Annotated in this window: 2 protein-coding genes; both read right to left on the reverse strand. The window is 75.2% G+C overall.

Features of this window, described 5'->3' with window-relative positions; translation table 11 throughout:
• Positions 1-4,076, reverse strand: a 4,076-nt coding sequence (locus tag ACFTXQ_RS27860; protein WP_382645501.1) for an amino acid adenylation domain-containing protein, incomplete at its 3' end; no start/stop codon positions are given.
• A 14-nt stretch (positions 4,077-4,090) separates the two neighbouring features.
• Positions 4,091-25,930 (reverse strand): non-ribosomal peptide synthase/polyketide synthase, encoded by a 21,840-nt coding sequence (locus ACFTXQ_RS27865; RefSeq protein ID WP_382645503.1) that lies wholly within the window; start codon positions 25,928-25,930, stop codon positions 4,091-4,093.
• Positions 25,931-25,968: the final 38 nt, after the last annotated feature.

The following is a 25,968-nucleotide window of genomic DNA, read 5'->3' on the forward strand; positions in this document are numbered from 1 at the left end:
GGCACGTCCTGGTGGGCGTACGCCGCCAGGTCCGTCTCGCGGACCCGGGCGACGAGCTCGGCGAAGGTCGGGTCGCCGGAGACGTCGGTGCGCAGGACGAGGGTGTTGACGAAGAAGCCGACCAGGTCCTCGACGGCGTCGTCGGTGCGGCCCGCGATGGGCGTGCCGATGGGGATGTCGTCCCCGGCGCCGAGGCGCCGCAGCAGCAGTGCGAGGGCGGCCTGGACGACCATGAAGACGCTGGCCTGCTGCTCGCGGGCGAACGCGGCGAGGGCCGCGTGGAGGCGGGCCGGGACATGGACGGGGACCTGTGCGCCCCGGTAGGTGGCGGTCGCCGGGCGGGGCCGGTCGACGGGCAGGGCCAGCTCTTCGGGGAGGCCCGCGAGGGTTTCGGTCCAGTGGGCGAGCTGGGTCGCGGCGAGGCTGTCGGGGTCGTCCTCGGAGCCGAGGAGCCCGGCCTGCCACAGGGTGTAGTCGGCGTACTGGACGGGCAGCGGGCTCCAGGCCGGGGTCTCGCCGGCGGTGCGGGCGGCGTAGGCGACGGTGAGGTCGCGGGCGAGGAGCGGGGTGGACCAGCCGTCGCCCGCGATGTGGTGCAGCAGGATCAGCAGGGCGTGGTCCTGCTCGCCGGTCTTGAACAGCCACAGCCTGAGCGGGACTTCGCGCCGCAGGTCGAAGCCGTGGCGGGCGGCCTCGGCGAGCCGGCCGGGGAGCTCCGCCTCGGTGGTGGCGGCGACGACGAGCTCGGGGCGGGCGGCCTCCGGGTCGAGGACCACCTGGTGGGCGCCGACCGCGTCCTCGGCGAAGACGGTGCGCAGGGCCTCGTGGCGGGCGACAACGTCGTGCAGGGCGGCGCGCAGCGCCTCGGGGTCGACGGGGCCGGTCAGGCGCAGGGCGGCGGCCAGGTTGTAGGTGGCGCTGGGGCCCTCCAGCTGGTGCAGGAACCACAGGCGCCGCTGGGCGAAGGACAGCGGGATCCGCTCGGGGCGGTCGGCGGCGGCGACGGGCAGTACGGGGGCGCGGGTGACGCCGCGGGAGCCGAGGGCGCGGGCGAGGGCCGAGACGGTGGGCGACTCGAACAGGGTCCGGATGGGGAGTTCCAGGCCGAGGGAGGAGCGGACCCGGCTGACCAGGCGGATGGCGAGCAGGGAGTGGCCGCCGAGTTCGAAGAAGCTGTCGTCGATGGAGACGGACGGCACGCGCAGGATCTCGGCGAACAGGTCGCAGAGGATCTCCTCGCGCGGGTCGCGGGGGCCGCGCCGGGTGCGGGCGAGGGTTCCGGGGGCGGCGGCGGGGGCGGGCAGGGCCTTGCGGTCCAGCTTGCCGTTGGGGGTCAGGGGCAGGGCGTCGAGGACGACGACGGCCGAGGGGACCATGTACTCGGGGAGCCGGCCGGCGGCCTCCTCCAGGAGCGTCTTCGGGTCGAGGGCCGGGGCGCCGGCGCGCTGGACGGCGTACGCGACGAGCCTCTGGTCGCCGGGCTCGTCCTCGCGGACGATCACGGCGGACTGGCCGACGGAGGCGGAGGCGGCGATCACGGACTGGATCTCGCCGAGCTCGATGCGGAAGCCGCGCAATTTGACCTGGTCGTCGGCGCGGCCGACGAACTCGATGAGGCCGTCCTCGGTCCAGCGGACCACGTCGCCGGTGCGGTACATGCGGGAGCCGGCCGGGCCGTACGGGTCGGCGAGGAACCGTTCGGCGGTCAGGCCGGGGCGGCGCAGGTAGCCGCGGGCGAGGACCACGCCGGCGATGTACAGCTCGCCGGCGACGCCGGGGGCGACGGGGCGCAGGGCGGCGTCGAGGACGAGGGCCCGGGTGTTCCAGAAGGGCCGGCCGACGGGGACGGGGCCGGCGGGGACGGGCGTGCCGGGGGCGATGACGTGGTCGAGGCAGTTGACGGTGGCCTCGGTGGGGCCGTACGCGTTGATGACGGTGGCCCCGGGGTGGGCGGCGCGCCAGCCGCGCAGGGTTTCGCCGAGGAGGGCCTCGCCGCCCAGGATGAGGGTGCCGGAGGGGGAGACCTCATCGGGGAGGTTCTCCAGCAGGGCGAGGTGGCTGGGGGTGCCCTTGAGGAAGGTGGGGCGGGGGCCGCTGCCGGCGGCCTGCTCGTCGAGGTCGGCGAGGCGGACGCAGCCGCCGACGGTGAGCGGGGTGTAGAGGGCGGTGACGGTGAGGTCGAAGGCGACGGAGGAGTGCACGAGGGACACTCCGGAGGCGTCCGGGTAGACCTCGCCCGCGCGCACCAGGTAGGCGCCGACGGAGCCGTGCTCGACGACGACGCCCTTGGGGCGGCCGGTGGAGCCGGAGGTGTAGATGACGTACGCGCTCTGGTGCGGGTGGAGTGCCAGGTCCAGCGGCTCCGCCGAGTGGGCGGTGAGGTCGGGCAGGGCTTCGAGGACGACGGCGGGGGCGGCGTCCTCCAGCATGTAGGCGATGCGGTCGGCCGGGTACTCCGGGTCGACGGGCACGTAGGCGGCGCCGGACTTCAGGGTGCCGAGGAGGGCGACGGCGAGGTCGGCGGAGCGCTCCATGCGGATGGCGACGAGCGCGTCGGGGCCGGCCCCGTGCTCGCGCAGGTACCGGGCGAGCCGGTTGGCGCGGGCGTCGAGTTCGCCGTAGGTGAGGCGGTCGGCGCCCGCGATCAGGGCGGGTGCGTCGGGGGTGCGGGCGGCCTGGGCGGCGAACAGCTCGGGCAGGCTGCGGTACGGGACCTCGCGGGCGGTGTCGTTCCAGGCGTGCAGCACCTGGTGGCGTTCGGCCGGGGCGAGCAGGTCGATGCGGCCGAGCGGGAGTTCGGGGTGGTCGGCGACGGCCTCCAGGACGCGCAGGAACAGGCCGGTGATGGCCTCGACGGCGGGGCCGTCGAAGAGGTCGGGCTGGTGGAACAGCTTGAAGTGCAGGGCGTCCTGCGGCATGCCGACGAGGCTGAGCGCGAAGTGGTTCGCGGAGTGGCTCTGGGCGCCGACGATCCGCAGTTCGTCCGCGTCGCCGCCGGCGGTGGGCTCGGGGGCCGCCTCGAAGGGGAAGTTCTCGAAGACGACGGAGGTGTCGAAGAGTTCGCCGAGGCCGGCGATCTGCTGCACCTCGGCGAGGCCCAGGTACTGGTGGGGCAGGAGCGCGGACTGCTGCTCCTGGATGCGGGTGACGAGCGCCCCGAGGGACTCCTCGGGGCGCAGCCGGGCGCGCAGCGGGAGGGTGTTGATGAAGAGGCCGACCATCTGCTCGACGCCGGGGAGTTCGGCGGGCCGGCCGTTGACGGTGACGCCGAAGACGACGTCGTCGCGTCCGGTGACGCGGCCGAGCACGACGGCCCAGGCGGCCTGGACGAGGGTGTTGAGGGTGACGCCGTGGGCGCGGGCCTGCGCGGTCAGGGCCGCGGTCCGCTCCTCGCTGATCGCGAACTCGTGCCGGCCCGGTTCGACGGGGACCCGGCCGGTGCCGGCGGGCGGGGCGAGACGGGTGGCCTCCTCCAGGCCGGCGAGGGAGTCGGCCCAGGCGGCGCGCGCGGCGTCGCGGTCCTGGGTGCCGAGCCAGGTGAGGTAGTCGCGGTAGGGGCGGACGGGCGGCAGGGCGCGGGCGTCGCCGCCCAGGGCGTAGAGGGCCTGGAACTCCTTGAGGAGCATGGGCAGCGACCAGCCGTCGAGCAGGGTGTGGTGGATGGTCATCACCAGGCGGTGGCGGTGGTCGGCCAGGCGTATGAGGGTGAAGCGGATCAGCGGCGGCTTGGCGGTGTCGAAGCGGCGGGCGCGGTCGTCGGCGACGATCCGCGCGGCGGCGCCGTCGCGCTCGTCCTCGGGGAGGGTGCGCAGGTCCTCGTCGTGCCAGGGGAGGGGGACCTCCTTGAGGACGAGCTGGGCCCAGTCGCCGCTCTTGCGCTGGCGGAAGGCGACCCGCAGGTTGGGGTGGCGGCGGAGCAGGGCCCCCGCGGCGGCGCGGGCCGCCGCGTGGTCCAGGTTCCCGTCCAGGTGGAAGACCAGCTGGACGGTGTAGATGTCGGGTGCCGACTGGTCGTACACGCTGTGGAAGAGGAGCCCCTCCTGCAGCGGCGACAACGGCAGAATGTCCTCGATCACGCGCGACGGTCGGCTCACAACGTCTCCCACTCGAATTCCATGGCGTCCTCGAACTCTTCGATCTCGCTCTGGGTGATCTCGGCCAGCGCCACGTCGGAGGGGGTGAGCCCGCCGGCGTCGGGTCGTTCGGCGTGGGCGGCGAGGGCACGCAGCGCACTGAAGAAGGCTTCGGCAAGCTCCTCTACGACTTCTACGTCGAGCAGTTCGCCGGCCCAGGTCCAGACGGCCGTGAGCCGGGGGCCGTCGCCGTTCCCGGCGTCCGCGGTGAACGAGTTGAGTTCGAGGGTGTGGGCGAGGGGGGTGTGCTCGGACTCGCCCGCGGGGGCGCGCAGCACGGGGTGGACGGTCCAGGCGTCGGGGCTGTCGGGGGCGGCTTCCTCGACGAACCTGCCGAGGTAGTTGAAGCCGATCTGGGGGCGGGAGAGGGAGTCGAAGGCGCGGGCGGTCTCCGGGTTGAGGTGGCGCAGCAGGCCGTGTCCGAGGCCGTGGTCGGGGATCTCCCGCAGCTGTTCCTTGACGCGCTTGAGGACGGTTCCGGCGGCGGCTCCGCCGCGCCGGGCGTCGGCGCGGTCGAACCGGCCGGGGTCGAGGCGGACGGGGTACATGCTGGTGAACCAGCCGACGGTGCGGGTGAGGTCGGTGCCGGGGACGGCGGCCTCCTCGCGGCCGTGGCTCTCCAGGTCGACGAGGGTGGCGGTGTCCGCGCCGGGCCGCCATTCGGCGAGCGCCCAGGCGAACGCGGTGAGCAGGACGTCCTCGACGCCGGCGTGGAAGGCGGCGGGGGCGGTGGTGAGCAGGGTTTCGGTGGTGTCGGCGGGGAGGGTGACCTCCAGGCGTCCGGCGGTGGCGTGGGTGTCGCGGACCGGGTCGAGGGGGGCGCTGCCGATGAGGGCTTCGGAGGGCTGGAGCATGCCGGTCCACAGGGCGGTCTCGGCGACCCGTTCGGGGGTGGCGGCCTGGGCCTGGAGGCGCTGGGCCCAGCGGCGCAGGGAGGTGCCGACGGGCGCCGGGTCGGGGGCCTGGCCGGCGGCGGCGGCCTGCCAGGCCTCGTGGAGGTCGGGCAGCAGGATCCGCCAGGAGACCCCGTCGACGACGAGGTGGTTGACGGTGAGCAGCAGTACGCCGTCGGTGTCGGGGCCTCGGTCGAGCCACAGGGCCTGGAGCATGCGGGCGTCGGCGGGTGCGAGGCGGCCCACGGTCTCGTCGGCAAGGGCGGTGTAGGCGGCTTCCAGGGCGGTGTCGTCGAGGCCGGCGGCGTCCACGCGGCGGACGCAGTCGGCGGCGTCGACGGCGCCGGGTTCCAGGATCTCGCAGGCCCATTCGGTGGCGCCGGCCCCGGAGCGGGTGACCTTCATGCGCAGGGCGTCGTGCCGGTCGAGGACGGCCTGGACGGCGGTGCGCAGGGCGTCCTCGCCGAGCCGGCCGGGGACGCGCAGCACGGTGGACTGGCTGAACCGGTCGGTGTCGCCGCCGCGTTCGGCGAGCCAGTGGGTGATGGGCAGGGCGGGCAGCGGGCCCGTGCCCTGGTCGTCGGCGGCCCCGTCCTCGGCGGCGGGGTCTTCGCCGACGGCGGCGGCGAGTTCGGCGACGGTGCGGTGGACGAAGACGTCCCGGGCGGTGAGGACCAGGCCGGCCTTGCGGGCGCGGCTGACGAGCTGGATGGACATGATGCTGTCGCCGCCGAGGTCGAAGAACCCGTCGTCGATGCCGACCTGTTCGAGGCCGAGGATCTGGGTGAACAGGCCGCAGAGGATCTCCTCGCGGCGGTTGCGGGGGGCGCGGCCGGTGCCGGCGCCCTGGCCGTAGTCGGGGACGGGCAGGGCCCTGCGGTCGAGTTTTCCGACGCTGGTCAGGGGCAGTTCGGGGAGCTCGACGACGGCCGCGGGCACCATGTAGTCGGGCAGGGCGGTCGCGAGGTGCGCGGCGAGGTCCTGGGCGTCGTAGGGGGCGGGGGCGCCGTCGGTGACGATGTAGGCGACGAGCTTCTTGTCGCCGGGGCGGTCCTGGCGGACGACGACGGCGGCCCGGCGGACGGCGGGGTGGGCGGTGAGCGCGGCCTCGATCTCGCCGAGCTCGATGCGGAAGCCGCGGACCTTGACCTGGTCGTCGGCGCGGCCGACGAACTCGACGAGGCCGTCCTCGGTCCAGCGGACGACGTCGCCGGTGCGGTAGAGCCGGCTGCCGGCGGGGCCGTACGGGTCGGCGACGAACCGTTCGGCGGTGAGGTCGGCGCGCCCCCAGTAGCCGCGGGCCACGCCGGTGCCGCCGATGTACAGCTCGCCGGGGACGCCGGGCGGGGCGGGGCGCAGGGCGCCGTCGAGGACGTAGTGGCGCATGTTGTCGAGGGGGCGGCCGATGGGGACGGTGGTGGGGCTGCCGTCGAGGGATGCGGCGGGGACGGGGTGGCAGGTGGAGAAGACGGTGGTCTCGGTGGGTCCGTAGACGTGCACGACCCGGGTGTCGGGGCAGTGTTCGGTGACCCGGCGCATGGCGGCCGGTGAGGCCATGTCGCCGCCGGTCCACACCTGGCGGACGGTGGTGAACGCCTCGGGGTGTTCCTGGGCCATGACGCCGAACAGGCCGGTGGTCATGAACAGGGAGGTGATCCCGTTGGCGGTGATCAGGGTGCGCAGGGACTCGATGTCGAGTTCGCCGGGGGGTGCGACGACGACGCGGCCGCCGTGCAGCAGGGGCGCCCACAGTTCGAAGGTGGAGCCGTCCCAGGCGTGCGGGGAGTGCAGCGGCACCCGGTCGACGGTGCCGCCGGACCAGCGGTGGTCGCGGGCGAGCGCGGCGACGTCCCGGTGGGTGACGGCGACGCCCTTGGGGGTGCCGGTGGAGCCGGAGGTGAACATGACGTAGGCGAGGCGCTGCGGGCCGCCGGCGGCCGGGGCCGGGTCGGTGCCGGGGTGTGCGGCGGTCTCGGGGCTGTCGTCGACGAGGAGGATCCGGCCGCCCTGGCCGAGGGCGGCGGAGCGGGGGGCCTGGGCCCGGTCGGTGAGCAGGATGTCGGCGCCGGTGCCGGTGAGGATCCAGCGCATCCGGTCGTCGGGGTAGGAGGCGCTGAGCGGTACGTAGGTGCCGCCCGCCTTGACGACGGCCAGGAGGGCGACGACGAGGTCGGCGGAGCGGTCCATGAGGACGCCGACGCGGGATTCGGGCAGGGTGCCCAGGGCGCGCAGGTGGTGGGCGAGCCGGTTGGCGCGGGTGTTGAGTTCGGCGTACGACAGTTCCGTGTCGCCGAAGACGACGGCGGTGGCGCCGGGGGTGCGGGCGGCCTGCTCCTCGAAGAGCGCGGCGAGGGTGTCGTCGGTGAGGGGGCGGGCGGTGTCGTTCCAGTCGTGGAGCATCGTGGTGCGCAGGTCGTCGCCGAGCAGGTCGGCCTCGCCGACGGGCGCGTCGGGCGCTTCGACGACGGCTTCCAGCATCCGTACGAGCCGCTCGGCGAGGCGTTCGGCGGTGGCCGCGTCGAACAGGTCGGCGCTGTACTCGATGGTGCCGTCGAGGCCGGGGACGGGGGTGCCGTCGGGGGCGTAGCGGTCGGCGAAGGTGAAGGACAGGTCGAACTTGGCGATGGCCAGGTCGGGGACCTCGGGGGTGACGGTGAGGCCGGGCAGGGCGCGGGCGGCCTCGAAGGATCCGGTCTGGTCGGTGTCGAAGCCGAGGGCGACCTGGAAGAGCGGGTGGCGGGCGGCCGAGCGGGCCGGGTTGAGGAGCTCGACGAGGCGTTCGAAGGGGACGTCCTGGTGGGCGTAGGCGGCGAGGTCGGTCTCCCGGACGCGGGCGAGGAGTTCGCCGAAGGACGGGTCGCCGGAGAGGTCGGTGCGCAGGACGAGGGTGTTGACGAAGAAGCCGATGATCTCCCCGACGGCGTCGTCGGTGCGGCCCGCGATGGGCGTGCCGATGGGGATGTCGGTGCCGGCGCCGAGCCGGTGCAGGAGGGCCGCGAGGGCCGCGTGCACGACCATGAAGGGGCTGGCCTGCCGCTCCCGCGCCAGCGTGGTGATCTTCTGGTGGAGTTCGGCGGGTACGGGGAATCCGATGCGGCCGCCGGCGTGTCCGGTGGTGGCGGGGCGGGGCCGGTCGGTGGGCAGCTCCAGCTGCTCGGGCAGGCCCTGGAGGGTCTCCTTCCAGTAGGCCTGCTGGCGGGCGAGGGGGCTGTCCGCGTCGTCCTCGGCGCCGAGCTGTTCGTGCTGCCACAGCGCGTAGTCGGCGTACTGGACGGGCAGCGGGGCCCAGTCGGGGGCGCCCCCGTTTTCGGTGCGGGCGGCGTACGCGGTGGTCAGGTCGCGGGCGAGCAGCGGCAGGGACCAGCCGTCGCCGGCGATGTGGTGGATGAGCAGCAGGGCCACGTGCTCCTCGGGCGCCGTACGGAACAGCCAGGCGCGCAGCGGGAGTTCGGCGGTGAGGTCGAAGGCGTGCCGGGCGGCCGCGGCGAGGGCGGCGGGCAGCGCCTCCTCGGTGGTGTCCTCGAGGGTGAGGGCCGGGTGGGCGGTGGCGGGGTCCTGGATGAGCTGGCGGCCGCCGTCGGCGTCCGCCGCGTAGAGGGTGCGCAGGGATTCGTGGCGGGCGGTGACGTCGCGCAGCGCGGAGGCGAAGGCGTCCCGGTCGAGGTCGCCGGTCAGGCGCAGCCCCACAGGCATGTTGTAGGTGGCGCTGGGGCCCTGCATCTCGTGCATGAGCCACAGGCGCCGCTGGGCGGCGGAGAGCGGGATCCGGTCGGGCCGGCCGGCGGGGTCGGCGGTGAGGGCGGGCCGGGTGACGGCGGCGGTGAGGGTGCCGGCGAGGCCGGCGACGGTCGGGGCCTCGAAGAGCTGCCGGATGGTGAGTTCGGCGCCGAGGGCGGAGCGGATCCGCCCGGCGAGCTTGGTGGCGAGGATGGAGTGGCCGCCGAGCTCGAAGAAGCTGTCGTCGATGGAGACGGACGGCACGGCGAGGACCTCGGCGAAGATCCGGCAGAGGATCTGTTCCTGCGGGGAGCGCGGGGCCCGGCCGGCCGCGGTGGTGCTGCGCTGCGGCGCGGGCAGGGCCCGGCGGTCCAGTTTGCCGTTGCCGGTCAGCGGCAGCGCGTCGAGGGTGACGAACGCGGCGGGCAGCATGTAGTCGGGCAGGCTGGCGGCGAGGTGCTTGCGCAGGGCGGTCGCCTCGGGCTGGTCGGCGCCGCGTGCGGGGACGACGTAGCCGACGAGCTGCTTGTCGCCGGGCCGGTCCTCGCGGACGACGACGGCGGCCTGGGCGATGCCCGGGTGTTCGGCGAGGGCGGTCTGGATCTCGCCGAGTTCGATGCGGAAGCCGCGGATCTTGACCTGGTCGTCGGCGCGGCCGAGGTACTCCAGTTCACCGGTGCGGTCCCAGCGGGCGAGGTCGCCGGTGCGGTACATGCGGGTTCCGGCGGGGCCGAAGGGGTCGGCGACGAACCGTCCGGCGGACAGGCCGGGGCGGCCGAGGTAGCCGCGGGCGAGGCCCGCGCCGGCGACGTACATCTCGCCGGTGACGCCGGGTGCGACGGGGCGCAGCCGCCGGTCGAGGACGTAGATGCGCAGGTCGGGGATGCCGGTGCCGATGAGGCTGCGGTGGGCGCCGGCGGCGGTGGCGGCGTCCAGGGCCCGGTGGGTGACGTGCACGGTCGTCTCGGTGATGCCGTACATGTTGACGAGGACGGGGGCGTCGTCGGCGTGCCGGGCGTACCAGTCCTCGAGGCGGGCGGGTTCGAGGGCCTCGCCGCCGAAGACGACGTGGCGCAGGGCGAGCCGGCGGCCGGTGTCGGGGTCCTCGGCGTCGGCCTGCATCAGCTGGTAGAAGGCGGACGGGGTCTGGTTGAGGACGGTGACCCGCTCGTCGGCGAGCAGTTTCAGGAAGCCGGCCGGGGTGCGGCTGGTCTCGTGCGGGACGACGACGAGGGTGCCGCCGTGCAGCAGCGGGCCCCACAGTTCCCAGACGGAGAAGTCGAAGGCGTAGGAGTGGAAGAGGGTCCACACCTGGTCGGGGCCGAAGCCGAACCAGGGGTCGGTGGCGGTGAACAGCCGGGTGACGTTGCGGTGGGTGACGACGACGCCCTTGGGGGTGCCGGTGGAGCCGGAGGTGTAGATGACGTAGGCGGGGTGGAGGGGGGCGAGGGGGGCGCGCCGGTCGGTGTCGGCGAGGTCGGTGTCCGGGCGGGCGGCCAGGTCGGCGGCGGTGTCCGGGTCGTCGAGGTGGAGCCAGCGCAGGTCGGCGCTGCCGCCGGCGGCGAGGCGGCCGGCGGTCTCGGTGGTGGAGACGACGAGGGCCGGGGCCGAGTCGGTCAGCAGGAAGGCGATCCGGTCGGCGGGGTAGGCGGGGTCGACGGGGACGTAGGCGGCGCCGGTCTTGAGGACGGCGAGGACGGCGACGACGAGGTCGGTGGAGCGGGGCAGGGCGAGGGCGACGAACTGCTCGGGTCCGGCGCCGCGGGCGGCGAGCAGCCGGGCCAGCCGGTTGGCGCGGGCGTTGAGTTCGCCGTAGGTGAGGCGGTCGTCCTGGTGGACGAGGGCGGTCGCGTCGGGGGTGGCGGCGGCGCGGGCCTCGAAGAGGGAGGGCAGGGTGGTGTCGTCGCCCGTTTCGGCGAGGGTGCCGTTCCAGGCGGTGAGGATGGTGGTGCGTTCGGCGTCGCCGAGGACCTCGGCGGCGGCGACGGGCAGGTCGGGTCGGGCGAGCAGGGCGTCGAGGACGCGGACGAAGCGTTCGGTGAGGGTGGCGGCGCTCTCGGGGTCGAACAGGTCGGCGGCGTATTCGAGGGTGCCGTCGACTCCGGCGGGGGCGCCGTCGGCGGCGGGCCGGGCGGTGAGGTGCAGCACGAGGTCGAACTTGGCGACGCCGGTGGCGGCGGGCTCGGGGGCGGCGCTGAGGCCGGGCAGTGCGTCGAGGGCGGTCAGGGCGGCGCGCTGGTCGTCGCCGCCGTTCCAGGTGAGCACGGTCTGGAAGAGGGGGTGGCGGGCCATGGACCGGGCCGGGTTGAGGACCTCCACGAGCCGTTCGAAGGGCACGTCCTGGTTCCCGTACGCCGCCAGGTCCGCCTCCCGTACGCGGGCCAGCAGCTCGGCGAAGGACGGATCCCCGGACAGATCGGTCCGCAGGACCAGGGTGTTCACGAAGAACCCGACCAGGTCCTCCAGCGCGTCGTCCGTACGACCCGCGACGGGCGTCCCGATCGCGATGTCCTCACCCGCACCCAACTGGTGCAGCAGCGTCGCGAGGGCAGCCTGGGCGACCATGAAGGGGCTCGCGCCATGCGCACGGGCCACCTCCTCCAGCCGGGCGTGCACCGCGGCCGGCACCTCGAAGGACACCGAACCACCCCGGTACGAGGCCACCGCCGGACGCGGCCGGTCCACCGGCAGCACCAACTCCTCCGGAAGCCCGGAAAGCCGCTCCTTCCAGAACGCCAGCTGCGCCGCGACCACGCTCCCCTCGTCGTCCTCCGAACCCAGCAGCTCCCGCTGCCACAGCGTGTAGTCCGCGTACTGCACCGGCAGCGGAGCCCAACCGGGCTCGCCACCGGACACCCGGGCCGCGTAGGCGGTGGCCAGGTCGCGGGCGAGGGGGCCCATCGAGCCGCCGTCGCCGGCGATGTGGTGCAGCAGGAGCAGCAGGACGTGCTCGCGTACGCCGTCCCGCTCGCCCAGGTCGAACAGAGTGACGGCCAGGGGCGGTTCGGCGGAGAGGTCGAAGCCGTGCATGGCCGCGGCCGCGAGGGCCTCGGGCAGGCCGGCCTCGGTGGTGGTGACGATCCGCGGCACGACGGCCGCGGCCGCCGGGTCGAGGACGACCTGGTGGGCGCCGTCGGCGTCCTCGGCGAAGACGGTGCGCAGGGACTCGTGGCGGGTGACGAGGTCGGCCAGGGCGGCGGCGAGGGCCGCCCGGTCGACGGTGCCGGTCAGGCGGAGCGCGGCCGGCACGTTGTAGGTGGGGCTGGGGCCCTCGAACTGGTTGAGGAACCACAGCCGCTGTTGCGCGAAGGACAGCGGGATCCGCTCGGGCCGCACCGCGGGTGCGAGGGCCGCCCGGGCGGCGCCGCCGGGCACGGCGTACGGGGCGAGGGAGGCCACGGTGGGCGTCTCGAACAGCTGGCGCACGGCGAGTTCGGCGCCGAAGACGGACCGGATCCGGTTGACCAGGCGGGTGGCGAGCAGGGAGTGCCCGCCCAGGTCGAAGAAGCCGTCGTCGACGGAGACGCTGTCGAGGCCGAGGACCTCGGCGAACAGGTCGGCGAGGATCGCCTCCTGCGGGGAACGCGGGGCCCGGCCGGCGCCCGCGCCGCCGAAGTCGGGGGCGGGCAGCGCCTTGCGGTCCAGCTTGCCGTTGGGGGTCAGCGGCAGCTCGTCGAGGAGGACGACGGCCGCGGGCACCATGTGCTCCGGCAGGCGCGCGCCGACGTGGGCGCGCAACGCGGCCGGGGCGGGGGCGCCGGCCCCGGCCAGCGGGACGGCGTACCCGACGAGCCTCTTGTCGCCGGGCCGGTCCTCGCGGACGATCACGGCGGCGCGGGCGACGGCGGGATGGGCGGCGAGGACGGCCTCGATCTCGCCGGGCTCCACGCGGAAGCCGCGCACCTTGACCTGGGTGTCGCTGCGGCCGGTGAACTCCAGCTCGCCGTCCTCGGTCCAGCGGCCGACGTCGCCGGTGCGGTACATGCGGGAGCCGGCGGGGCCGTACGGGTCGGCGACGAACCGGTCGGCGGACAGGCCGGGCCGGTTCAGGTAGCCGCGGGCCAGGCCCGCGCCGGCGATGTACAGGTCGCCGGTGACCCCGGCGGGGGCCGGGCGCAGCGCCGGGTCCAGGACGTACATGCGGGTGTTGGCGATGGGCCGGCCGATCGGCGGGACGACCGCGCCGGACAGCGGATCGCTCATGGTGGCGCAGACGGTGGACTCGGTCGGACCGTACGCGTTGATCATGCGGCGGCCGGTGGACCAGCGGCCGACCTGGTCGGGGGCGCACAGCTCGCCCGCGACGACGAGGCTGCGTACGCCGTCGAGGTCGCCGTCGGCGAGGACGGGCAGCGCGGAGGGCGGCAGCGTGACGTGGGTGATGTGCTGTTCGGCGACGAGCGCGGCCAGCGCGGGGCCGGGCAGCAGCCGCTCCTGCGGGGCCAGCACCAGGCAGGATCCGGAGAGCAGGGTCATGCACAGTTCGGAGAAGGCCGCGTCGAAGCTGGGCGAGGCGAACTGGAGGACCCGGCTGCCCGGGGTGACGTCGAAGACGTCGATCTGGCCGTGGGCGAGGCTGGGGATGCCGGCGTGGGTGACGACGACGCCCTTGGGGCGGCCCGTCGAGCCCGACGTGTAGATGACGTACGCGGGGTGTCCGGCGCAGATCGCCGCGCCGAGGTCGGCGCCGGACAGGCCGGCGGCCTCGGCTTCGAAGGCGGGCAGGGTGGCGGTGTCGAGGGTGAGGACGGGCCGGGCGTCGTGGAGCATGTAGGCGATGCGGTCGGCCGGGTAGGCGGGGTCGACGGGCAGGTAGGCGCCGCCCGCCTTGAGGACGGCGGTGATCGCGACGACGAGGCCGGCGGAGCGGGGCAGGGAGACGGCGACGAAGCTCTCGGCGCCGACCCCCCGGTCCACGAGGAGCCGGGCGAGCCGGTTGGCGCGGGCGTTCAGCTCGGCGTACGTGAGCACCTCGCCCTCGGAGGCGACGGCCTCGGCGTGCGGCGTACGGGCCACCTGGGCCTCGAACAGCTCGGGCCAGGTGCCGGCGGGCAGTTCGCGCGCCGAGTCGTTCCACTCGGTGAGGATGCGGTGGCGCTCGGGCGCGGCCAGCAGGTCGAGGCGGGCCAGCGGCAGCGACGGGTCGGTGGCGAAGGCCTCCAGGGCGCGCACGAGCCGGTCGCCGATCCGGCCGGCGGCGGCCGCGTCGAGCAGGTCGGGGCGGTGGCCGATGCGCAGGGCCAGGGCTCCGCCGGGCTCGGGCACCGCCATCAGGGACAGCGCGAAGTGCGTCGCGTCCCAGCTGCTCGCACCGGTGACGGGCAGCCCGGAGCGGTCGGCGAGGGTGCGCAGCGCCTCGGGGTCCAGCGGGTAGTTCTCGAACACCATGGAGGTGTCGAAGAGTTCCCCGACACCGACGAGGGACTGGATCTCGGCGAGGCCGAGGTGCTGGTGGTCCAGGAGGGCGACCTGCCCGTCCTGGATACGGCGGGCGAGGTCGCCGAGGGACGCGGCGGCGTCGAGGCGGGCGCGCAGCGGCAGGGTGTTGATGAACAGGCCCACCATCTCGTCGGCGCCGGGCAGGTCGGCGGGGCGGCCGGAGACGGTGATGCCGAAGGCGACGTCGTCGCGACCGGTGGCCTGGCCGAGGACGACGGCCCAGGCGGCCTGGACGAGGGTGTTGAGGGTGACGCCGAGGGTGCGGGCCGCCGCGGCCAGGGCGGTGCCGGCGGCCTCGGGCAGGGTCAGGTCGATGAGTTCGGGCAGGGCGGCGGGGCCGTCGGCGGCTTCCGCGGAGGCGGTGGCCGCGCGGGTGGGCTCCTCGAAGCCGGCGAGGGCCTCCCGCCAGGCGGCGCGGGCCGCGTCCCGGTCGCGGGCGGCCACCAGGCGCAGGTGGTCGCGGTAGGGGCGGGCGGCGGGCAGGGCCGGCCGGCCGCCGTACAGCTCCAGCAGTTCGCGCACCAGCAGGGACACCGACCAGCCGTCGGTGACCAGGTGGTGGGCGGTCTGCACGAGCCGGCGGCGGCCGTCGCCGAGGTCGGCGAGGAGGTAGCGCAGCAGCGGGGGGCGGGCCGGGTCGAAGCGCTCGCCGCGCTCCTCCCGGGCCGCCCTGTCGGCGGCCGCGTCCCGGTCGGCGGCGGGCAGGCCGGTGAGGTCCAGCTCGCGCCACGGCAGTTCGACCCGGTCGGCGACGACCTGGAGGGGCTGTCCGGAGGCGCCGCGGACGAAGGCGGCGCGCAGCGCGGTGTGCCGTTCGGTGAGGAGGCCCGCGGCGGCGCGCAGCCGGGCGGTGTCGAGGTCCCCGTCGAGGTCGAGGACGAGCTGGGTGACGTACGGGTCGGCGCCCGTGGTGTCGTACAGGCTGTGGAAGAACAGCCCGTCCTGGAGGGGCGTCAGCGGCAGTACGTCGGCCAGGTCCCCGGCGGCTTCGAGGGTGTCGACGTCGGCCTGGGAGAGGTCGGGGACCAGCGGGAAGTCGGACGGGGTGTGGCCGCCCGCGGCGGGGCCCCGGGCGTGCTCGGCCAGCGCCCGCAGGGCGGCGAACCAGGCCTCGGCGAGGGCGCGGACCCGGTCGGCGCCGAGCAGTCCGTCCGCCCAGGTCCAGTGGGCGACGAGCCGGGGGCCGGCGTCGGTGTCGTGGGTGACGGCGTTGACCTCGACGGCGTGCGCGAGCGGCAGCCGCGGGTCCTGGCCGGCGCCGGGGTGCGGCAGCAGGGACCAGTCGCCGGTGGCGCCGACGGCCATCCGGCCCAGGTAGTTGAAGCCGATCTGCGGGGTGGCGAGGCCGGTGAAGGCTCCGGCGCCGTCCGGGTCGAGGTGGCGGAGCAGGCCGTAGCCGAGGCCGCTGCCGGGGACGGCGCGCAGCTGCTCCTTGACCTGCTTGAGGACGGCCCCGGCGGCGGGGCCGGCGGACAGGATCTCCGCCCACGTGTACGGGCCGGGGTCGAGGCGGACCGGGTGGATCTCGGTGAACCAGCCGACGGTGCGGGACAGGTCGGCGCCGGGGACGAGTTCCTCCCGGCGGCCGTGGCCCTCGACGTGCAGCAGCGGGGCCGTGGCGGCGCCGGCCGCGGGGTCGCCGCCGAGCCAGTGGCGGGCGGCCGGCGCGAAGGCGGCCAGCAGGACGTCCTCGACGCCGGCGTGGAAGGCCGCCGGGGCGGTGGTGAGCAGCGCCTCGGTGAGGTCGGCGGGGAGGGTCAGCTCCAGGTGCCCGGCGGTGGCGTGGGTGTCACGGGCCGGGTCGAGCGGCCGGCCGCCGAGCGGGGCCTCGGGGGCCCCCAGGGTGCCGGTCCAGTACGGCAGTTCGGCGCGGACGGCGGGCGTGCGGGCGGCTTCGGCCAGCCCGGCCGCCCAGCGGCGCGGGGAGGTGGTGACGGGTACGGCGGGCTGCCGGCCGGTGCGGACGGCTTCGGCGAGGTCCTCACCGAGGATGCGCCAGGACACCCCGTCGACGGACAGGTGGTGGACGACCAGGAGCAGCCGGCCGGGGGCGCCCTCGCCCCGGTCGAACCAGACGGCCTGGAGCATGCGCCCCTCGGCGGGGGCGAGCCGGTCGCGGGCCGCGTCTCCCTCGGCGGTGGTGCGGGCGTCGAGGTCGGCGTCGGACAGGGCGGCGGCGTCGACGCGGCGCAGCACGGAGGCGGCGTCGGCGCCGCCGGGCGCGGGGACGGTGAGCCGCGGGCCGGCGGACAGGGTGAGGCGCAGGGCGTCGTGCCGGTCGAGGACGGTCCGCAGCGCGCCGGTGAGGGCCTGCGCGGTGAGTCCGGCGGGGGTGCGCAGCACGGCGGACTGGTTGAACCCCTCGTAGGAGCCGCCGCGTTCGGCGAGCCAGTGCACGATCGGCGTGGCGGTGACCTCGCCGATCCCGGCTCCCGGCGCTTCGGCGGCCGGGCCCGTGGGGGCGGCGGCCGGTTCGAGGGCCAGGGCGGCGGCGAGGGCCGCCACCGTACGGTGCTCGAAGACCTGGCGGGGGGTCAGCGCGAGGCCCGCGCGGCGGGCGCGGCCGACGAGCTGGATGGAGACGATGCTGTCGCCGCCCCGGTCGAAGAAGTCGTCGTCGACGCCGACGGCGGCCGTGCCGAGCGCCTGCGCGAACAGGGCGCACAGCTGCTCTTCGAGCGCGGTGGCCGGGGCCCGGCCGGCGGCGGAGCGGGAGCCGCCGGTCCAGTCGGGGGCGGGCAGGGCCCTGCGGTCCAGTTTGCCGTTGGGGGTGACGGGCAGCGCGTCGAGGGCGATGAAGGCGGCGGGGACCATGAACTCGGGCAGGGCGGCGCGCAGGTGCTCGCGCAGCGCCTCGGGGCTGACGGCGGCCGGGTCGGCGCCGGGGGCGGGCACGGTGTAGGCGACCAGGCGCTTGTCGCCGGGCCGGTCCTCGCGGACGACGACGGTGTTCCAGGCGAGCCCCGGGTGCTCGGCGAGCGCGGCCTGGATCTCGCCGAGCTCGATGCGCAGGCCGTTGAGCTTGACCTGGTCGTCGGCGCGGCCGAGGTAGTCGACGGCCCCGTCGGCGCGGCGGCGGGCGAGGTCGCCGGTGCGGTACATGCGGGAGCCGGCCGGGCCGTACGGGTTGGCGACGAACCGTTCGGCGGACAGGCCGGGCCGCTCCAGGTAGCCGCGGGCGAGGCCGGTGCCGGCGAGGTAGAGCTCGCCCTCCACGCCGGAGGGGACGGGGCGCAGGGCCGCGTCCAGGACGTAGACGTCGATGTTCCAGATGGGGCGGCCGATGGGGACGGCGCCCCGGCCGTCGTCGGCGGTGCACTCCCAGGAGGTGACGTCGACGGCGGCCTCGGTGGGGCCGTACAGGTTGTGCAGGCCCGTGCCCGGCAGCAGCTGACGGAACCGGTCGGTCAGTTCGCGGGAGAGGGCCTCGCCGCTGCAGATGACCCGGCGCAGCCCGGTGCACCGGGCGGCCGTCTCCTCCTGGAGGAAGACCTGGAGCATCGAGGGTACGAAGTGGACCGTCGTGATGTCCTCGGTGCGGATCAGCCCGGCGAGGTAGGCGGGGTCCTTGTGGCCCTCGGGTGCGGCCACGACGAGCGTGGCGCCCTCGATGAGCGGCCAGAAGAACTCCCAGACGGAGACGTCGAAGCCGGACGGGGTCTTCTGCAGGACCCGCTCGCCGGGCTGGAGCCCGTACTCGGCCTGCATCCACGCCAGCCGGTTCACGATCGCCTCATGCGGGACGACGACGCCCTTGGGGCGGCCCGTCGAACCCGAGGTGTAGATGACGTACGCCGGGTGCGAGCCGGAGAGCGGCACGCCCGGGTCGGTGTCCGGCAGGCCGGACAGGTCGGACGCGTCGGGGAGTTCGGTCAGGACCACGGCGGCGCCGGAGTCCTCCAGCAGGTAGGCGATGCGCTCGGCCGGATATCCCGGGTCGACGGGCACGTACGCCCCGCCGGCCTTGTGCACCGCGTAGAGGGCGGTCACCAGGTCCAGGGACCTCGGCAGGGCCACGGCGACCCGCTGCTCCGGGCCGACACCGCGGCCGATCAGCCAGTGGGCGAGCCGGTTGGCCCGCGCGTCGAGCTCCGCGTACGAGAGGGTCTCGCCCTCGAACACCACGGCGGGGGCCTGCGGTGTACGGGCCGCCTGGGCGCGGAACAGCTCGGGCAGGGTGGCCGCCGGGAAGGCGTGTTCGGTGCCCTGGCCGTGGACGACGGCCTCGGCGTACTCGGTGGGCGAGACGGTGCCGCGCCGTCCGGTCGGCAGCTCCGGCCGGGTGACCAGGGCCGCGAGGGCGTGCCGGAACGCCTCCAGCACCCCGGCGGCCCGTTCGGCGTCGACCAGGTCGGGCCGGTGGTCGAGCCGGAAGGCGAGGCCGCCCTCGGCGGGGAAGGCGGTCAGGCTCAGCGCGAAGTGCGTGGCGTCGCGCACGTCGGCGCCGACGACCCGCAGTCCCCCCTGCGCGGCGGCGCCGTCGACGGCGGCCGCGTCGAGCGGGAAGTTCTCGAAGACGACCGAGGTGTCGAAGAGTTCGCCCCGGCCGGCTCGCCGCTGGATCTCGGCGAGCCCGAGGTGCTGGTGCTCCAGCAGCCGGGACTGCTCGTCCTGGACGCGCCGGGCGAGGTCGCCGAGGGTCTCGGCGGAGTCCAGCCGGGCGCGCAGCGGCAGCGTGTTGATGAACAGGCCCACCATGTCGCCGGAGCCGGGCAGCTCTGCCGGGCGCGCGGAGACCGTCGCGCCGAAGACCACGTCCTCGCGTCCGGTACGGCCGCCCAGGGTCAGCGCCCAGGCGGTCTGGACGAGGGTGCTGGGGGTGACGCCGAGCGCGCGGGCGGTGTGGTGGAGCCGGGCGGTGTCCTCGGCGGTGAGCGCGAAGGGGGTGCGCACCGGGGTGGCGGGACGGCCGGTGGCGCCGGCGGTGTCCGCGCCCATGCGGGTGGGCCCGGAGAGGGAGTCGAGCGCGGCATCCCAGGCGGCGCGGGCCGGCTCCGGGTCCTGGGCGGCGAGGTGGCCCAGGTAGTCGCGGTACGGGCGTACGTCGCCGAGCGCGGCGGCCGGGTCCGCGTACAGCGCGAGCAGCTCACGGACGAGCACGGGCACCGACCAGCCGTCCAGCACCAGGTGGTGCACGGTCATGACGAGCTGCCAGGTGTCCTCGCGCAGCCGCAGCAGGGTGAAGCGGGCGAGCGGCGGGCGGGCGGGGTCGAAGCGCTCGGCGCGGTCGGCGGCGAGGAGCAGGTCGAGGGCTCCGGAGGTGACGGCGGTCGGCCCGCCGGTGGCGGAGAGCGTGAGGTCGTGCTCGCGCCAGGGCAGTTCGACGGCGCCGGCGACGACCTGGACGGGGCGGCTGAGGCCCTCGTGCCGGAAGCCGGTGCGCAGGGCGGGGTGGCGGTCGAGGAGGGCCTGGGCGGCGGACCGCATCCGCGGGAGGTCGAGGTCGCCGGACAGGGTCAGGGAGACCTGGATGGTGTAGACGTCGTCGCCCTCGCCGGCCGCGCCGCCGTCGTCGTAGAGCGCGTGGAAGAGCAGCCCTTCGGCGGTGGGTGACAGGGGGAGGACGTCGGTGAGGTCGGGCTCGGCGACCGCGAGGGCCTTCAGTTCGGCCTCGGGGAGCGGGGCGGGGATGTCGTACTCGGCCGGCTCGACGACGTTCTCGGCGACGGCTGCGAGGGCGGCGGGCGTCCGGTGGGTGAGGACGTCGCGGGCGGTGAGGCCGAGTCCGGCGGCGCGGGCCCCGCTGAGGAGGCGGAAGGACAGCACGCTGTCGCCGCCGAGGTCGAAGAAGTCGTCGTCGGCGCAGACCCCGTCGACCCGCAGGACCTCGGCGAACAGGTCGCAGAGCAGCCGCTCACGGTCGGTGCGGGGAGCCCGGCCCGCGGTCGGGCGCTGCTGCTCGGGGGCGGGCAGGGCGCGGCGGTCGAGCTTGCCGTTGGGGGTGAGCGGGAGCACGTCGAGGGTGACGAACGCCGACGGGAGCATGTAGTCGGGGAGTTCGGCGGCCGCGTGCGCCCGGACGGCCGCGGTGTCGACCGGGGACGCGTCGGCGGGCACGAGGTAGGCGACGAGGCGCTTGTCGCCGGGGGTGTCCTCGCGGACGAGCGCGGCGGCACGGGCGACCGAAGGGTGCGAGGCCAGCACGGACTCGATCTCGCCGAGCTCTATGCGGTGACCGCGCAGCTTCACCTGCTGGTCAACGCGGGAGAGGTAGTCGAGGCGGCCGTCGGCCGTCCAGCGCACGAGGTCGCCGGTGCGGTACATCCGGGAACCGGACGGGCCGTACGGGTTCGCCACGAACCGCTCCGCGGACAGACCGGGCCGGTTGAGGTAGCCGCGGGCCAGGCCATGGCCGGCGATGTACAGCTCGCCCGCGACCCCGGACGGGACCGGCCGGAGGGCCGCGTCGAGCACGTATGCCTGGGTGTTGGCGATCGGACCGCCGATGGTGACCTCGGCAGAGGTCACCTCGTAGGCCGTGGACCAGATGGTCGTCTCGGTCGGCCCGTAGAGGTTCACTACGGAGGCCGCACGGTCGGCCAGCTGCCCCGCCAGGTCGGAGGGCAACGCCTCGCCACCCGCCAGGACGCGGACCTCGCCCAGCACGGAGGTGTCCACGTAGCGCCACAGGCTCGGCGTGGCCTGCATGACCGTGATCCCGCGGCTCTCGATGAGGGCGCGCAGGGCCTCCGGCTCGCGGACCTCGTCGCGGTCGGCGAGGACGACGGAGGCGCCGTTCAGCAGCGGGAGGTAGATCTCCAGACCTGCGATGTCGAAGGCCACCGTGGTCACGGCGAGCAGGCGGTCCTCGGCGCCGAGCTCGAAGCGGTCCTGCATGCCGGTGAGGAAGTTCAGGAGCGCACCGCGCGGCACCACGACGCCCTTCGGGCGGCCCGTGGAGCCCGAGGTGTAGATGACGTAGGCCGGAGCGTCCGCGGAAACGACCAGGTCCAGCCGCTCAGCCGAGTGGCCGGAGACGTCCGGCAGTTCGTCGAGGACGACCGTCGGTGCCGCGTCCTCCAGCATGTACGCGATACGGTCCGCCGGGTACTCCGGGTCGATCGGCACATAGGCCGCACCCGACTTCAGTACGGCCAGCAACGCGACCACCAGGTCGGCCGAACGCGGCAGCTTCACCGCGACCAGGCCCTCCGGCCCCGCACCCTGCTCACGCAACCACCGCGCGAGCCGGTTCGACGCCGCGTCGAGCTCCGCGTACGAGTACGAGACCTCGCCCGACACCACGGCAGCGGCCTCCGGCGCACCGGCCGCCCGCGCCTCGAACAGCGAGACCACATCGGCAGCCGACGGCAGGGCGCGCGCGGTCGCGTTCCAGCCGTGCAGCACCCGCTCCCGCTCCCCCGCCCCCAGAAGGTCCACGCGGCTCACCGGCTGCGCGGGGTCGGCCGTCAGGGCGCGGGTGAAGCGGGACGCGATGTGCTCGGCGTCCTCGGCCGTGAACTGGCCGGGGTGGTAGTCGAGCCGGCAGTCCAGCCGTTCGCCCGGGGTCACCACCAGGGTCACCGGGTAGTGGGTGGCGTCCCGGACCTCGGCGCCCGTCACGTGCAGCCCGCCCGCGCCGGCGGCCGCGTCGATGGCCGCCGCGTCCAGGGGATAGCTCTCGAAGAGGATCAGCGTGTCGAAGAGCTCACCGACGCCGGCGGTCCGCTGGATGTCCGCGAGGGCGATGTGCTGGTGCCCGAGGGTCGCGGTCTGCTCGCGCTGGATCCGTACGCCCAGCTCGCCGACGGTCTCCGCGGCCCGCAGCCGCACGCGCTGCGGCACGGTGTTGATGAACAGGCCGACCGACTGCTCCACGCCGTCCAGGTCGGCCGGGCGCCCGGCGACGGTGGTGCCGAAGACGATGTCGTCGCGCCCGGTCCACTGGGACAGGACCAGCGACCAGGCCCCCTGTACGAGGGAGTTGACCGTGACGCCGAGCGTGCGGGCACGGTCGGCGAGGGCGGCGGTCTCCTGCGCGGACAGGGTGAAGGGGAGTCGTCCCGGGGCTCGGGGCGCGAGTCCGGCGCCGACGCGGGTCGGCTCGTCCAGTCCGGACAGGGCCTGGCGCCAGGCGTCGAGGGCGGCCTCGTGGTCCTGGGCGGCGAGCCACCCGAGGTGGTCGCGGTACGGGCGGACGGCCGGGAGGTCCGCGGCGGCGGTCCCGCCGTACAGCTCCAGCAGTTCGCGGACCAGCACGGGCAGGGACCAGCCGTCGAGCAGGAGGTGGTGGTGGGTGATGACCAGCCGGAAGCGCTCGGACGCCGTCCCGCTGAGCAGGGTGAAGCGGATCAGCGGGGGCCGGGTCAGGTCGAACGGCCGGGCGCGGTCGGCGCGCAGCGCGTCCTCGAAGGCACTCCCGTCGGCGGCGTGCAGCTCGCGCCAGGGCAGCTCGACGGTGTCGGCGACGACCTGGACGGGGCTGCTGAGGCCCTCGTGCCGGAAGCCGGTGCGCAGGGGGGCGTGGCGGGCGATCAGCTGCCCGGCGGCCGCCCGGAGGGCGTCGGCGTCGACGCTCCCGACCAGGTCGAGGACGACCTGCACGGTGTACACGTCGTGCGCCTCGGTCGCGGCGTGGGCCAGCAGGCCCTCCTGGAGCGGGGTGACCGGCAGGACGTCCGCGATGCCGGGGTCGGCGGCGTGCAGGCGGGCCAGCTCGTGCTTCGGGAGCGGGGCGGGGACGGGGTACGCGCGGTCGCCGGCGTCGGTGTCGGTGTGCGAGCCGAGGGCCGGGGCCAGGGCGGCGACGGTCCGCAGGTCGAAGACGTCGCGTGCGGTGGCGGCGATGCCGTGCCGGCGGAGCCGGCTGATCAGGCGGGTGACGAGGAGCGAGTGGCCGCCGCGCGTGAAGAAGTCGTCGTCGATGGAGACGGACGCGGCCTCCAGCCCGAGGACCTCGGCGAACAGGCCGCAGAGGAGCACCTCGCGCGCGGTACGGGGGATGCGGCCCTGGACGCCGGTCTCGTAGGCGGGTATGGGCAGGGCGCGGCGGTCGAGCTTGCCGTTGGGGGTGAGCGGGAACGCGTCGAGGGTGACGAACGCCGACGGGACCATGTAGTCGGGGAGTTCGGCGGCCGCGTGCGCACGGACGGCAGCGATGTCGACCGCGGCCCCCTCCGCGGGCACGAGGTAGGCGACGAGGCGCTTGTCGCCGGGGGTGTCCTCGCGGACGAGCGCGGCGGCACGGGCGACCGAGGGGTGCGCGCCGAGCACGGACTCGATCTCGCCGAGCTCGATGCGGTGACCGCGCAGCTTCACCTGCTGGTCGACTCGGGACAGGTAGTCGAGGCGGCCGTCGGCCGTCCAGCGCACGAGGTCGCCGGTGCGGTACATCCGGGAGCCAGCGCCGCCGTACGGGTTCGCGACGAACCGCTCCGCGGACAGACCGGGCCGGTTGAGGTAGCCGCGGGCCAGGCCATGGCCCGCGATGTACAGCTCGCCCACCGAACCCGCGGGGACGGGCTGCAGACCCGAGTCCAGGACGTAGACCTGGGTGTTGGCGATGGGCCGGCCGATGGTGACGTCGGCAGAGGTCACCTCGGTGGCCGTGGACCAGATGGTGGTCTCCGTCGGCCCGTACAGGTTCGTGACGGAGGCCGCGTGGACGGCCAACTGCGCCGCCAGGTCGGAGGGCAACGCCTCGCCACCCGCCAGGACGCGGACCTCGCCCAGCACGGACGGCTCGACGTAGCGCCACAGGCTGGGGGTCGCCTGCATGACCGTGACCGCACGGCTCTCGATGAGGGCGCGCAGGGCCTCGGGGTCACGGACCTCCTCCCGGTCGGCCAGGACGACGGAGGCGCCGTTGAGGAGCGGCAGGTAGATCTCCAGGCCCGCGATGTCGAAGGCCACCGTGGTCACCGCCAGCAGGCAGTCCTCGGACGACAAGGCGAAACGGTCCTGCATCGAGGTGAGGAAGTTCAGCAGCGCCCCGCGCGGCACCACGACGCCCTTCGGGCGGCCCGTGGAGCCCGAGGTGTAGATGACGTACGCCGGAGCGTCCGCGGAAACGACCAGGTCCAGGGCCTCGTCCGAGTAGCCGGAGACGTCCGGCAGCGACTCCAGGACCACCGCCGGGGCCGCGTCCTCCAACATGTACGCGATCCGGTCCGCCGGATACTCCGGGTCGATCGGCACATAGGCCGCACCCGACTTCAGTACGGCCAGCAACGCGACGACCAAGTCTGCCGAACGCGGCAGCGTCACCGCCACCAGCTGCTCCGGACCCGCACCCTGCTCGCGCAACCACCGCGCGAGCCGGTTCGACGCCGCGTCGAGCTCCCCGTACGAGTACGAGACCCCGCCCGACACCACGGCCACCGCACCCGGCCCACCGGCCGCCCGCGCCTCGAACAGGGACACCACATCGGCAGGCGACGGCAGCTCACGGGCGGTCTCGTTCCAGGTGCCGAGCACCCGCTCCCGCTCCCCCGCCCCCAGCACGTCCACCCGCCCGACCGGCAGGTCCGGGTCGGCGGCGAGGGCGCCCAGGAAGGCGAGGAACCGCTCCTGGTGGCGGGCGAGTTCGGTGGCGTCGTACAGCTCCGGGTTGGCGCTGAACTCGAACGAGACGCCGCCCTGCCCCGTCGGTTCTCCGTGGGCGAGCACCGACAGGTCGTGGACCGGGCCGGTCCACAGCGGCCGGCCGGTGGTCTCCAGGTCGCCGAAGTGCACGTCCTGGCCGAAGGACATGATGTTGACGAGGACCGAGCCGATCCGGCGGCCGGATCCCGCGAAGGCGGTGTCGTCCTCGCCGGCGCGGTAGCGCTGGGCCTTCATCAGCTCGCCGACCTGCCGGGTGACCTGGCCGATGAGGTCGGCGTACGTGCTCTCCGGGCGGACCTCGACGCGCAGCGGCAGTTCGCCCGCGAGCATGGCCGGGGTGGAGAGCGCGGCCGGGGTGGCGCGCCCCGTGACGGGCAGGCCGATGACGACGTCGGCCGCCGAGGTGAGGCGGTGCAGGTAGGCGGCGACGGCCGCGATGACCGCGGTGGACCAGCGTCCGGCGGCGGTCACCGGCGCGACGCGTTCGGCGGGGAGCTCCTCGGTGCGGCGCAGGGCCCGGTCGGCGGGGGCGGCGGAGCGGCCCGTGAGGAGGGCGGGCTCGGGGGCGTCGCGGAAGGTGTCGAGCCAGTGGGCGCGGTCGCGGGCGTGGCGGGGGCTCTCGCGGTAGGCGCGTTCCTCTTCCAGCAGGTCGGCGAGCGGCCGGAACCGGCCGGGCTCGGGCTCGCGGCCGGCGGCGTGGGCGGTGTAGAGGTCGGCGATCCGCTTGCAGTGCAGGTACTGGCCGTAGCCGTCCATGACGGCGTGGTGGTAGCGGAAGTAGAAGAGGGAGCGGTCCTCGGCCACCGTGTGGAGGGCGTGCTCGAAGAGGGCGTCCCCGCCGGGGCCGAGGTCCACGGGGGTGGCGAGGTTCTCGTCCATCAGGGCGCGGGCGGCGGCGTCGGGGTCGCTCTCGCCCCTGAGGTCGGTCAGGTGCAGGGGGGCCTGGGTGGCCGGGTCGAGGTACTGGACGACGCGGTCGCCGTCCTCGGCGAAACGGGCGTGCAGGGCCTGCGTCTCGGCCACGGCCTGCCGTACGGCGCGCGCGAGGAGCCCGGTGTCGAGCGGGCCGCGGATCTCGAAGACGGCGCCGCAGTTGTACTGCGGGCTGTCGGGATCGAGCTGCTGTGCCACCCAGACACCCAGTTGAGCAGCGGTAACCGACTCGCGAGCAATCCGGTGTTCAGACACAGTCAACCCACCCATACATTCGAGGCATTGGCGTGTCCGAGAATGCGCGGGCG

Source organism: Streptomyces sp. NPDC057010 (assembly GCF_042673805.1).
Lineage (GTDB): Bacteria > Actinomycetota > Actinomycetes > Streptomycetales > Streptomycetaceae > Streptomyces.